This is a genomic window from Enterobacter sp. C4G1 (assembly GCF_052886895.1).
Genome location: NZ_JBQVVV010000002.1, coordinates 1887339 through 1900057, shown reverse-complemented (window position 1 = coordinate 1900057; position 12719 = coordinate 1887339). Strand labels below are relative to the sequence as shown.

General features: G+C 52.1%; 9 protein-coding genes. 6 read left to right on the top strand and 3 right to left on the bottom strand.

Features of this window, described 5'->3' with window-relative positions:
* Window positions 1-259: 259 nt before the first annotated feature.
* Window positions 260-835, top strand: a complete 576-nt coding sequence (gene pagP, locus ACT9TW_RS22855) for a lipid IV(A) palmitoyltransferase PagP (protein WP_182063453.1) — start codon at window positions 260-262, stop codon at window positions 833-835.
* Here the strand turns inward: pagP and ACT9TW_RS22850 are convergent.
* From ACT9TW_RS22850 to ACT9TW_RS22840, 3 genes are read right to left on the bottom strand one after another with little or no spacing between them, the layout of a single operon-like run.
* Window positions 832-1797, bottom strand: a complete 966-nt coding sequence (locus ACT9TW_RS22850; RefSeq protein ID WP_446493778.1) for an acyltransferase — start codon at window positions 1795-1797, stop codon at window positions 832-834. The two genes, pagP and ACT9TW_RS22850, sit on opposite strands and share 4 nt — an antisense overlap.
* Complete coding sequence (locus ACT9TW_RS22845) at window positions 1794-4856, bottom strand: efflux RND transporter permease subunit (RefSeq protein ID WP_446493777.1); 3063 nt, start codon at window positions 4854-4856, stop codon at window positions 1794-1796. Before ACT9TW_RS22845 ends, ACT9TW_RS22850 begins: the two co-directional genes overlap by 4 nt.
* Entirely contained in the window at window positions 4856-5941 is a 1086-nt protein-coding gene (locus ACT9TW_RS22840) for an efflux RND transporter periplasmic adaptor subunit (protein ID WP_446493776.1), read from the bottom strand. The genes ACT9TW_RS22845 and ACT9TW_RS22840 overlap by 1 nt, the downstream gene beginning before the upstream one ends.
* 397 nt (window positions 5942-6338) lie before the next feature.
* Between ACT9TW_RS22840 and ACT9TW_RS22835 the strand changes: the two genes are divergently transcribed.
* The 5 genes from ACT9TW_RS22835 to ACT9TW_RS22815 all read left to right on the top strand — a co-directional run bounded on the left by ACT9TW_RS22835 (window position 6339) and on the right by ACT9TW_RS22815 (window position 12670).
* Window positions 6339-6770, top strand: coding sequence for a universal stress protein (locus ACT9TW_RS22835; protein WP_446493775.1), 432 nt, complete (start codon window positions 6339-6341; stop codon window positions 6768-6770).
* A gap of 47 nt (window positions 6771-6817) precedes the next feature.
* Window positions 6818-9511: a cation-transporting P-type ATPase gene (locus ACT9TW_RS22830; protein ID WP_446493774.1), complete on the top strand. Its 2694-nt coding sequence runs from the start codon at window positions 6818-6820 to the stop codon at window positions 9509-9511.
* Window positions 9512-9619: 108 nt separating this feature from the next.
* The gene (locus ACT9TW_RS22825) at window positions 9620-10162 is read left to right on the top strand and encodes a hypothetical protein (protein WP_446493773.1); all 543 of its coding nucleotides are present in this window, start codon (window positions 9620-9622) and stop codon (window positions 10160-10162) included.
* A gap of 822 nt (window positions 10163-10984) precedes the next feature.
* Window positions 10985-12159, top strand: a protein-coding gene (locus tag ACT9TW_RS22820; RefSeq protein ID WP_446492749.1) for an IS3 family transposase whose coding sequence is annotated in 2 segments (ribosomal slippage) — window positions 10985-11243 and window positions 11243-12159 — 1176 coding nt in all. Because the reading frame shifts where the segments join, the coding sequence is not laid out codon by codon here.
* Window positions 12104-12670: a hypothetical protein gene (locus ACT9TW_RS22815; protein ID WP_446493772.1), complete on the top strand. Its 567-nt coding sequence runs from the start codon at window positions 12104-12106 to the stop codon at window positions 12668-12670. The genes ACT9TW_RS22820 and ACT9TW_RS22815 overlap by 56 nt, the downstream gene beginning before the upstream one ends.
* The last annotated feature ends 49 nt before the right edge of the window (window positions 12671-12719 follow it).

Sequence of the window (12719 nt, the reverse complement as noted above, 5' to 3'; positions counted from 1 at the left end):
CTACCTCTACTGCACCCGAGAGGGTGTTAGTGTTGTGTTATGGACAACTATATAGAGATGGTCGTCATGCCGCCTTTGGCTGTTTGCCATAAATGGCGGAGGGTTGGCAGAAATTTAAAGACGTTGGGGGGCTGGTGCGTGGGATACCTGCGAAGATGTTGAAGAGATAAATTTCATCTACACCCGCGGCGATATAATTAAGTGTTGAATGGTTTACAGTAATAGTGACCGCTGCGTGAGTTAAGCTGAGGGAATAATGATGCAACGCACCTTTTCGGCATTCTGGATGGCCCTGTTTTTATTCATCGCGCCGCTTCATGCGGAGCCTGGCGTCTATGGTGAACAGCGCATCAGCGGCTGGTGGAATGCGCTGACGGATGATATTTCGCAAACCTGGGAGCAGCCTCAACGTTACGATCTCTACCTGCCATTTTTGAGCTGGCACGCCCGCTTTATGTACGACAAAGAAAAAACGGACAAATACAACGAAATGCCGTGGGGCGGCGGGCTGGGCGTCTCCCGCTATAACGAAGAGGGCAACTGGAGCGCGCTTTTCGCGATGATGTTCAAAGACTCGCACAACGAATGGCAGCCCGCGATGGGCTATGGCTGGGAGAAGGGCTGGTATCTGGATAATGCCAAAGACTTCCGGCTTGGACTGGGTGCCGCTGCGGGGATCACGGCGCGCGATGATTTTGCGAACTATGTGCCTCTGCCGTTTATCTTCCCGCTGTTCTCTGCCGGGTATAAGCGCGTTACCGTCCAGTTCACCTATATTCCCGGGACCTATAACAACGGTAACGTGCTCTTTGCCTGGTTGCGCTTAGGCTTTTAAAGGGTGATCACCTTTTTTGCTACGGCGTTAGAAAGCACCAGCATGGAGAACAGCACCGAGGTGACGAAAGTGAGCACGATCAGGGTCAGCTTCATACCGAGAGATGTCACCGGGAACAGCGCCGTCAGCAGGTGAAACACCGAGTAGTGCACAATGTACACGCCGGTCATCGTTTTGCTGATGGCGGCCAGAATGGATTCTTTCAATTCTGCATTGCGGCGAAAGCGCACGCCGTTCGCCGCGATCACCAGCGCAATGATCAGAATGTAGATTTGCGAGCCGGTGAGAATAAAGGCGTTTCTGTCAGCCTTGAACAGGGCAAAAAAGAAGTGGCGCTCGTAAAACCAGGTGAAGAGATAAATAAACGGGATGGCGATAACCGCGGTCCTGACCACATTCCTGCGGCTTATCCACTCGGCGATGTTGGGATCGCAGAAAAGCTGCCCCGTCAGGTAAAACAGTAACCACGTCCACAGGCGGTACTGTGGCGAAAGGGAAAAGACGTGGACGTTCGGATAGAGCGCTGAAAGCAAATCATACCCGTAGGAGAAGAGAAGCAGGCTGGCAATCACGCCGCAGAACAGCGCACGCCGCTGGCTGAGCCACTCCACCGCCGGATGGAAGGTGTAAATCACGACAAACGCAAACACGAACCACGGCTGGATTAAATACCCGCGCTGATACGGTTCCCACAGGTAGTAGATCGTTATCCAGAACAGAAAGACAATCACCAGGCTTTTAATCTTGCCCAACTGCCAGCGGGTGCCGTGCCGGGACTGGCCGTCGAGATAGCCCGCGACCACAAAAAACAGCGGTGTGGCGATGGTCGAGATAAAGGTTAAAAACCCCAGGATCCAGTGATAGTCATAATCATAATGATCCCAGGTATTGTAGATGGTGAAGAAGGTGACTGCCGTCATACAGCCCAGCGTCTTGATAATGTTCAGGCCTGTCGCATTCATTGTTGTTCCGCTTTGTCCTTACGATGGAAGCACGCATAAATCACGGGAAGTACCAGCAGCGTCAGGATTGTAGCAAACCCAAGTCCGAACATAATCACAACGGCCATGCTCTGGAAGAAAACATCCAGCAGCAGCGGCGCCAGCCCCAGAACGGTGGTAAATGCGGTGAGCAAGATAGGGCGCAGGCGCGAGGTGGCGGCATAAACGATCGCCGCGTGCTGATCTTTATGCGCTTTCTGCTGCTCGATCTCTTCCACCAGTACAATTCCGTTGCGGATCAGCATCCCGCTCAGGCTTAGCAGACCAATCAACGCCATAAAGCCAAACGGAATACCGGTTACCAAGAATCCCGGCGTGACGCCAATCAGCGCCAGCGGCACGGTCAGCCAGATGGCGACGGCGTTTTTCACCGAGCTGAACATCAAAACGGTGATGACAAACATCACCAGGAACCCGATCGGCAGCGTGGTGAAAAGCCCCTGCTGTGCTTCGCTGGAGTTTTCTGCATCGCCTCCCCACTCGATGCTGTAGCCGTGGGGCAGGGCGAGGGCGTCAATCTGTGGTTTCACCCGGGCGAGAATGTCGCCTGACGTTTGCTGGCTAAGCGGATCGGGGTCGGTCATAACCGTCAGCACCCGCGAGCGGTCGCGGCGCAGAATAAGCGGATCTTCCCACTCAAGTGAAAAGCGGCTGACGACGTTACTCAGCGGAATATACTGCTGTCGGGTCTGGCTCCAGACCAGCACGTTGTTCAGGTGATTGGCGTCCAGTCGTTCGCTTTCCGGCGGGCGTACCACGACCGGGAGCAGGTCACTGCCTTCCCGATACAGCCCCGCACGACTGCCGGAAAAATTCATCTCCAGCGCGTTGTCGACGTCCTGCTTATCCACGCCAAGCTCGCGCCCCAGCGCGGCGACATACTGCGGGCGAATCACCTTGCTGCGGTTTTGCCAGTCGTTTCTTACGCTTGCTGTGGCCGGGTCGCGCGCCAGAATATCGTCCACCTGGCTGGCAATCAGGCGTAGTCGGTCAGGATCGGGGCCCTTGATGCGCACCTCGATGGCGCTGTCGCCGGAGGGGCCAAACATCACACGTTTGGTACTGGCGTTGACCTGCGGGTAGTTTCGGGCGATGTACTCATCGACGTGGCGTGTTAGTGCGGAGATGTTGCGCTGGTCATCCATGCGCACCATGATCTGCGCGTAGTTGCTGTACTGCCGCTGTCCGCTGTAGGTCAAAATAAACCGCATACTGCCCTGGCCAATGGTTGAGACGGTGGTTTCTACGCCCGGCTGGCCGTTAATGGTTTTCTCGATATCACTGGTCATTTTCTCGGTCCATTTGATATCGGTGCCGTAGGGTAACCAGAGGTCGACAAAGAAAATCGGCGTATTTGATGACGGGAAAAAGTTTTGCCGCGCGGCGCCGAAACCCCAGACTGATGCGGCCAGCAACGCCGCCATCACGATGAGCGTCGGTGCTTTCCAGTGCAGCAGCGTATTAAGCAGGCGCTGGTAAAGGCGGTAGAAGCGTTTGTCGTAAGGGTCTGACTCGTTACTTTTTTCTGGTGTGCTGTCGTTTTTAAACAGCCACCACTTGATTAGCACTGGCGTGATGGTGAGCGCCGAGAACCAGCTCAGCATCAGGGAAATCAGCAGTACCTGGAACAGGGATTTACAGTACTCCCCGGTAGAATCCTGCGACAACCCGATAGGCGCAAACGCCAGGATGGCGATCACCGTTGCTCCCAGCAGCGGCAGTGCGGAGCGACGGATGATGTAGTTAATGGCGGTCAACAGCGGGGAGCCCTGCTGACGCGCAATCAGCACCCCTTCAACAATCACGATGGCGTTATCCACCAGCATACTGAGGGCGATAATCAGGGCGCCGAGCGAGATGCGCTGTAGTTCAATGCCCCACAGATACATGATCAGCAGCGTACCGAGCACGTTAAGCGCGAGGGAAAAGGCGATGATGATCCCGCTGCGCACGCCCATAAAGATCAGCAGCACGCCGATGACAATCGCCAGCGCCATCAGGAAGTTAATGATAAAACCGTTAACAGAGTGGCCCACTTCAGCGGCCTGATCGTAGAACAGGTCGATGTGTATCCCTGCCGGTTTTTCCGCCGACATCTGGTTTAGCTTCGCCTCCAGTGCGTGGCCCACGTCGATCACGTTCACGCCGGGAATAAACGAAACGCCCATGGTGACGGCTTTTCTGCCGTTGGCATGATAGATACTGGCGGGCGATTCGTTCAGCCCGCGCGAAAGCGTGGCGATATCCCGCAGCCGCGTCGCCGCCCCGGTGCCGGAAGGGGTGATGATGAGGTCCGCCAGCTCGTCAAGATTTTCGAACTCACCGGTCGGATGCAGGCGAATGGATTCTGTTCCGGAGCTGATTTCTCCGGCGCTGGAAACGACATTAAGCCTGCTGAGCAGGGCGGAAAGCTGGTTCAGCGTAATGCCGCGCGCGGCCATTTTAGTCAGGGAGATATCGATGTTGACCTGCTGGCTGATGGCCCCACCGATGGCAACCTTACCGACGCCGGGGACCAGAATCAGTTCGCGACGCAGCTGTTCGGCATATCTCACCAGTTCAGGATTACTGAATTCATCCCCGGAAATCGCGAAGAAAAAGCCGAACACGTCGCCGAAATCATCATTCACGAAGGGCGTAACGACGCCGGGCGGGAACTGACGCGATGCATCGCCCACGCGACGGCGCAGTTCGTCCCAGATCTGCGGCAGTTCGTTCGAATGATAGCGTGAGGCAATGTTCACGGTGATTTGCGACAGGCCGTTTGAGGAGATGGAGCTGACATTGTCCAGATAAGGCAACTGCTGAAGCGCATTCTCCAGCGGCAGCGTAACCTCCTCTTCAACCTGCTGAGCAGAGGCGCCGGGATAGTGAGTGATGACCACGGCAGTTTTGATGGTAAAGGCAGGATCTTCCAGCCTGCCGATGTTGAGCAGCGCGAAAATGCCCCCCACACCCAGCAGCAGGATCGTCAGCCAGACGCGAATGGGGTTATTGATAAACTGACGAGAGATATCCATTACAGTCCCCGTTCACGCGTCCAGATACGCACCGGCTGTTTAGCATGAAGCTCACCAACACCTGCAGCCACCACGCGCTCACCGGCCTTAAGCCCGCTGGTGATCACCACACTCTCTGCGGTCACTTGCCCCACGCTGACCTTACGGTCTTCAAGATGGAGTGCATCACCTTCCCCGGCCACTACCCAGACGTGCGGTTCATTGCGTGGGCTGTTGTCCGGGTTAAAGACCGCTTCAACCGGAATGACCAGCGCCTGAGCGCCCGCGCCAGCCGGGAGGTTGGTTAAATTGATAGTCACCGTACCGCTTACGCCTCCCACGGCGGGAAAATCATCCGGGCGCGGCATGGTGAGTATCACCTGCCAGGTCAGGGTGTTGCTGTCGCTGCTGCCCGAATGCTCTTTGTAGATAGCGGTAAACTCCCGATCCGGGAAGGCGTTAATTCTCACCACGGGACGATACTGCACGTTACGGATATCAAAGGTTTTGAACAGGTTCTCAGGAATACTAAACACCACGTCCAGCAGGTCGGTGCGGGTCAGGGTCGCAATGGGCTGACCGGCAGACACCACCTGATGGTTTCGCACATGCACGCTGGCCGCCGTTCCGCTGAAGGGGGCGACGAGCGTCATCTGATTTAGCTCTTCACGGGCAATCTGCAACGACGCATTCGCCGAATCGCGGTTCGCGCGCTGCACGTCCATTTCGGCTTTCGAAATCGCCTGGCGACCTGCTAGCGTCTGGAAGCGATCGAATTGCCTCTGGGCCAGCGTCGCTGTCGTTTGTCTGTCGTTAACACGCTGCTGGGCTTCACGGGCGTTCAGTCTGGCAAGCTGTTGCCCCTGTTTGATGGTTGCGCCCTGACGTATATCGAGCGCTTCAATTTGACCTGCGCGCTTGAAGGAAAGGTCTGTTGCATCACCCGATTCTATGCGGGCGGGGAAAACACGCTGCTGGGCATGACCGGGGACAGTCACCTCCGCCACTTTTACCATTCGCGGCAGGGGAGAAGCTTGCTCGTGTTTCGGGTCGCATGCCGTGAGCGTTAACATAATGAATGGTAAAAGAGAGAGGTAGCGGTTCACTGTATTCCCCTAATAAATAACTGTTTTATTTATTCCGTAGCAAGGGCAGGGGGTGACACTATTCTGCCAGAACAGTGACAACCATATAGGTAAATAGGCCAATTGCCGTGCTGGCAATAATGGCAAGTGCGATAAACAAACCAAGACGGAAAAGGCTTAAACCGTACATTCATTCCTCCATGCGCCGTAAGGAGCGTCTTTCTATGAGCATAGTTGGAGAAAAGATAAATGTTAATTAACCAATATCAGTGGGTAAGCGTTAAACCTGATATTCCTGTGCTACGTTTAATATCATTCATCTCTTTTTCCCGTTACTGGTATTAAGGGTAACCCCCTGCATTTAATGCGTTTTATTGCTTCTCTCACTACCGTGTTGGTTATAAAAAGGATGCTCGATATGTATAAAAATATTCTGGTTCCGGTGGATGTTTACGAGACTGGCCTGGCGGATAAAGCGTTGCACCATGCACAGTTTCTGGCGCAAAGCGCGTCGGGTGACATTCATTTGTTGCACGTCATGCCCAAGTTTTCAGCCGAACTGACGCGTGGTTTTATTTCAGATGCGCGCAAGATGGATGAATATATGATTAATAATTCGAAAGAAAAACTGTCTGACCTGGTCAAAAAACTGAATCTTCCAGAAGAACGTATTCATCTCCATGTCCGTAGCGGGAATGTTCGCGATGAGGTTATTAAGCTTGCGGATGAACTTGCTGCCGGGGCAATTATTATCGGTTCTCGAAATCCCAATATTCAAACCCATCTGTTAGGGTCAGAGGCGGCAAGTATTGTGCGTTACGCACATGTTCCTGTTTTCGTTATTCGTTAATTACATGAAAGCAAGGTGATTTCTGAAAAGAACCTGAGGAAGGAACGATGAAAACAGGAAAACCTGAACGTCCTTATTATCAACAAACTGTTGACGACACCCTGGCGAATATCAACTCCACCACGGAGGGGCTGAGCAGCACTGAGGCATCGGCCCGACTCCAGCAGTATGGTGAGAATGCGTTACCGCAGAAAAAGGGCAAGCCCGCATGGCTGCGCTTCCTGGCCCATTTTAACGATGTGCTGATTTATGTTCTGCTGGTGGCTGCGCTACTCAAGCTCTTTATGGGCCAGTGGGTAGATATGTTTGTCATCCTCGGTGTTGCCATCATTAACGCGCTGATTGGCCATATTCAGGAGAGTAATGCAGAAAAATCGCTGCAAAGTATTCGCAATATGCTCTCCAGCGAAGCCGTGGTGGTTCGACAAGGTAATCATGAAACGATCCCCACCACGACGTTGGTCCCGGGTGACATCGTAGTGATCCGCGCCGGGGATCGTATTCCTGCGGATTTGCGTGTGATTGAAGCGCATAACCTTCGCGTGGAGGAGGCCATTCTGACCGGCGAATCCACCGTTGTTGAGAAAAACAGCGATGCGTTAAGCGGGGAACTGCCTTTAGGTGACCGGTATAACCTGCTCTATTCCGGCACCACCGTAAGCTCCGGCGGCGGGAAAGGCGTGGTGGTGGCAACCGGGGGCGAAACCGAGCTTGGCCATATCAACCAGATGATGTCCGACATCGAAAAACACCGTACGCCGCTGATGGTGCAGATGGATAAGCTCGGTAAGACCATCTTCATCACTATCCTGGTGATGATGGTGGCGCTGTTTGTCTTCAGTCTTCTGTTCCGGGATATGCCTGTTTCCGAGCTGGTGCTGTCGCTCATCAGCCTCGCCGTTGCCGCGGTGCCGGAAGGCCTGCCGGCCATCATTTCCATCATTCTTTCTCTCGGCGTACAGGCCATGGCGCGTCGCAAGGCCATCATTCGTAAGCTGCCTACGGTGGAAACGCTGGGCGCGATGACGGTCATCTGCTCGGATAAAACCGGCACCCTGACCATGAATGAAATGACGGTCAAAGCGGTGATTACCGCTGACACGACTTATCGCGTGGAGGGCGACAGTTACGAACCGGTGGGGAATATTCACCCCGTTGATGACCCGACGCCCGTCAGCGTAACGCAGGGGTCGTTACTGGAACGCTATCTGCGCACCATTGACCTCTGTAACGACAGTCAGTTGATTAAAGACGAGCAGGGGCTGTGGAAAATCACCGGGGGGCCGACCGAGGGCGCGCTGAAGGTGCTGGCGGCGAAAATCCCGATTCCACCGCTCGATACCGAAATGCGCAGTAAAATCCCGTTTGATTCGCAGTATAAATACATGTCCACGTTGTACCGTCTTGGCGATGAAGAGGTGATTCTGATTACCGGCGCGCCGGACGTCCTGTTCCGCCTCTGTCAGTTCCAGCAGACGAATGACGGACTGCAGCCGTTTGATCTTCCTTACTGGGAAGGGAAGATTGAAGAGTATGCCCGTGAGGGGCTGCGCATGGTGGCTGCGGCCTGGAAACCCGCTCACGACGGTCAACGAGAGCTGGATCATCCGGACCTGCAGGATGGGGTGATCCTGCTTGGGGTTGCCGGAATGATGGATCCGCCGCGTCCGGAGGCCATTACCGCCATTGCCGACTGCCTGCAGGCGGGGATCCGTGTGAAGATGATCACCGGCGACCACCCGCAAACGGCAATGAGCATTGGGCAAATGTTGGGGATTGGTAACGCCGCTAGCGCCATCACCGGACGTGAGCTGGAGGCGATGGACGATCGTCAGCTGAGCGACGCCGCGCAGCAGTACGATATTTTCGCGAGAACCAGCCCGGAGGATAAATTCCGCCTTGTGCAGGCTCTGCAAAGTAAACAGGAAGTGGTGGGTATGACCGGGGATGGCGTCAATGATGCCCCGGCGCTCAAGCGGGCGGACGTGGGTATCGCCATGGGGATTAAGGGGACGGAAGTTACCAAGGAAGCCGCCGACATGGTGTTAACGGATGACAACTTTGCCACCATCGCCCGTGCGGTACATGAGGGACGGCGGGTTTACGATAACCTGAAAAAGACCATTCTGTTCGTTATCCCCAGCAACATCGCACAGGCTCTGCTGATCATCATTGCGCTGCTGGCGGGGAACCTGATCCCGCTGACGCCGGTCCTGATCCTGTGGATGAACATGGCGACGTCGGCAACGCTGTCGTTTGGCCTGGCGTTTGAAGCGGGCGAGAAGGACATCATGACCCGCCCACCGCGCAAGGCGAATCTCCACGTCATGGACGGCTATGCCATCTGGCGCGTGGTGTTTGTCGGTCTGCTTATTGCCATCAGCGCCTTCGTGCTGGAAGCCTGGCTACAGCCCCGCGGTTACTCAGCTGAATTTATCCGTACCGTGCTGCTGCAAACCCTGGTGACCGCGCAGTGGTTCTACATGCTTAACTGCCGCGTGAATGACGGCTTCTCACTGAGTAAAGGCCTGCTGGAGAATAAAGGGATTTGGATCGTGAGCGGCGTACTGTTAGCGCTACAACTTCTTATCATTTACGCACCGTTCATGCAGATGCTGTTTGGCACTGAAGCGCTGCCGTTCCGGTATTGGGTTATAACGTTCAGTATTGGATTCGTTCTGTTTTTGATTGTTGAAATGGAAAAACAATTAACGAAGCGATGGAGAGTTGTAGAACGCTAAAACAGATATCAACACGCAGGTGGATGTAAAATGTTACATCCACCTGCTATAACTAACTACTTTATAGCTTTTTGAAATGTAAAACATTTACTCTTTAAGAGCCTAATCATGAACGCTAAATATGAGAATAAAATCAAACCAGATATACGTCATTATTTATGCGGGGCGGTATGTATCGCGACATTCACTTGTCAGGCAGATGACATAAATCTTTATTCGATAAATACAGGATCTTATGTATACCATTTAACGCATAATCATGGACAATATACAGAACATCTTGATAATAAATTTTTATCGGTAGAACGAAAATTTTCAGAACAATCAGATTATAGTTTTATTCTTGGTACGATGAATAATAGCTTTAATGACAGATGCTTAGCGGCTGGCGTCAGAAAAGATTGGGCGAATCTTGGCGATGGACTGGTTTTTAAGGGGATATATGGGTATGTAGGTGAGTTTTTCTTTGATGCCTTTAGCGATTGTGGTGACCATGGTTCTTATCATGATTTTAAAAAAGTGACTGGGGTTGGTTTTTCACCTTATATTTATCATGGGTTCCAGTATAATTTCACATCATATTTTGGTATGGATGTTGGTTTAATAATACCATCGGTGTTTGTTATTACTGTACAGTGGAGCTTTAGATAAAATTTTTAGAAAATACTCTCAGCAATATGCTTATTTGGCATAAAATGATGTTGTCTTCTAAAAGCGCCGATTCCCCCGCATAACTCCCCCCTCGATTCAGAAGGGAGATAACCTACTGATTCACCTTGGTGGAAGTTTTGTTCTGATACTGTTCTGATCATTACATATGCCTGTAGGACAACCGCGTAGTAATTTCGTTACTTGATGCCATGCTAAATGTCAGGTTAATCGTTTTATGTCGACGAAGGAATTTTCCTCTAAAGGGCTGAAAGGTTCGGATTTAATTCGTTGGTTCAGGCTTCGCGGGACAGATTGAGGTGAGGGTACAAAAAAGCCCGCAGGGCTTGCGCCATGCGGGCTTTCAGGACTTCATCGGATGACTCTGGTGATCGTCGATGGAGAATTTTGGTGGCTGGCGGAGTCTGAATTGGTTGTTTAATTCTTTGTTTTTTTAATTGTCTTCCCCTCAATTTAACTTTGCGAAGGGGTCTATAAAGGGGCCTAAAAGAAATTATCATGTTTATGGTGGGAGCGGAGCCATATGAAAATAGGCTCCGAGTGTTTAGGTTTTGTCAGGAGAGAGGGCTACTTTTCCCCTAACTCGATCTTCATGCTGAGATCATATTCCACTGTTTCAATAATACGGTTGTAAGCCTCAATAATTTTACTGAGCGAGGCTTTACGACCTGCTGCATTAAACTTTCCAAGTTCAATGACGTTTGATGCTATAAACTGTTCAAACTCCAGGTGTAGTGGCACACTAAATTTGGCCACCTGAATAGAGGTGATATCATCGCCTCATAGTCAAAAACAGGTGACATTATGACCGGACGTAACAGACGCAATTTTAGCCCCGAGTTTCGCCTTGAAGCTGCCCAGCTTGTACTCGATCAGCATTACACCGTTGCCGCCGCTGCCACGGCAATGAATGTCGGCAAATCCACGATGGATAAGTGGGTCCGCCAGTTGAAAGAAGAACGATCGGGAAAATCACCCATAGCTTCACCCATGACACCTGAGCAGATTGAAATACGCGAGCTAAAGAAAAGACTTCAACGCGTTGAAATGGAAAGAGATATATTAAAAAAGGCTACCGCGCTCTTGATGTCAGGCTCCCTGAACAGTTCTCATTAGTTGAGAAACTCAGGGCGCGGTTTCCCGTTGCCGTCGTGTGCAACGTGTTTGGGGTTCACCGCAGCAGCTATAAATACTGGCGGCAGCCAAAGAAGCCTGATGCCACACGCGTGGTATTACTCAGTCTTGTCCGTGAAAGCTATCGCGAAAGTAATGGTTCCGCAGGTGCTCGTAATATTGCCGCGATGGTCACGAACAAAGGTGTAAAACTTAGCCGCTGGCGGGCAACAAAACTGATGAAAGAGCTTCGTCTCATCAGCTGTCAGCAGCCAGGTCATCGATATAAAAAGGTGTCTAAAGAACACGTTGAGATCCCTAATTATCTGGAACGCCAGTTTGCTGTAACAGAGCCTAATCAGGTCTGGTGTGGTGATGTGACTTATATCTGGACGGGTAAACGCTGGGCTTATTTGGCCGTAGTGCTTGATCTGTTTTCACGTAAACCGGTTGGCTGGGCGATGTCATTTTTCCCGGACTCAGCACTGACAGCGAAAGCGCTGTCCATGGCCTGGGAAGCGCGAGGAAAGCCAGCTAATTTGCTGTATCACTCGGATCAAGGTAGCCACTATACCAGCAGGAATTTCAGGCAGTTACTGTGGAGATATCAGATAAAGCAAAGCCTGAGTCGCCGGGGAAATTGCTGGGATAACAGTCCGATGGAACGTTTTTTTAGAAGTCTGAAAACAGAATGGGTGCCGGATAATGGATACGCTAATGTTAGCGAAGCCAGCGCAGCGATAACGAACTACATCACGGGATATTACAGCCAGCTCAGACCCCATCAATATAATGGTGGCTTGACGCCGAATGAATCAGAACGATTGTTCTGGAAAAACTCCAAAGCCGTGGCCAGTTTTTGTTGACCACTACAAACCTATGGTTATTTTGGTGGAACCGCAGGAACAAGCTCTGGCGTTGCTGGGGGGGGCGGGGGCTCTTATGGTGGTACCTCAGGACAAGAGGGGAGTGCTACAGTCGATGCAGGTGCTTCAGGCGGGGCTGGAGGAAGTGGCCCTTATGGAACGGCAGGTGGTGCTTCCCGGGGGAATAATGGTTCAACTACCCCTAGCCCAGCAACGGATGGTTATGGATGCGGTGGCGGCGGGGTTCATAATTCAACCATCGGTAATGGCTCAAGCGCGTCGAATGGTTTGCCTGGCTTACTTATTGTGGAGTGGTGATATGCTTACTTTTGCAGTTATTGAAGGTGATATGGTTACTAATACCATTGAATGGGATGGGCAGGAGGATTGGTTACCACCTGAGGGAGCCGAGGTTGTTGAGTTTAACCCTGAAGATACGTTAGTTGGTGTTGGCTTTCAGTACATAAATGGTAAGTTCATCACACCTAAGGTGGAACCACCTGCAAACTGATGCATTTTGATAGTCTTTATTATAGACTTAGTACATTATAATCTAGGGC

Coding starts and splice junctions, on each gene's coding strand:
- ACT9TW_RS22815 (WP_446493772.1), top strand. CDS start 12,104: ATGAATCAGAACGATTGTTCTGGAAAAACTCCAAAGCCGTGGCCAGTT.
- ACT9TW_RS22825 (WP_446493773.1), top strand. CDS start 9,620: ATGAACGCTAAATATGAGAATAAAATCAAACCAGATATACGTCATTAT.
- pagP (WP_182063453.1), top strand. CDS start 260: ATGCAACGCACCTTTTCGGCATTCTGGATGGCCCTGTTTTTATTCATC.
- ACT9TW_RS22830 (WP_446493774.1), top strand. CDS start 6,818: ATGAAAACAGGAAAACCTGAACGTCCTTATTATCAACAAACTGTTGAC.
- ACT9TW_RS22850 (WP_446493778.1), bottom strand. CDS start 1,797: ATGAATGCGACAGGCCTGAACATTATCAAGACGCTGGGCTGTATGACG.
- ACT9TW_RS22845 (WP_446493777.1), bottom strand. CDS start 4,856: ATGGATATCTCTCGTCAGTTTATCAATAACCCCATTCGCGTCTGGCTG.
- ACT9TW_RS22835 (WP_446493775.1), top strand. CDS start 6,339: ATGTATAAAAATATTCTGGTTCCGGTGGATGTTTACGAGACTGGCCTG.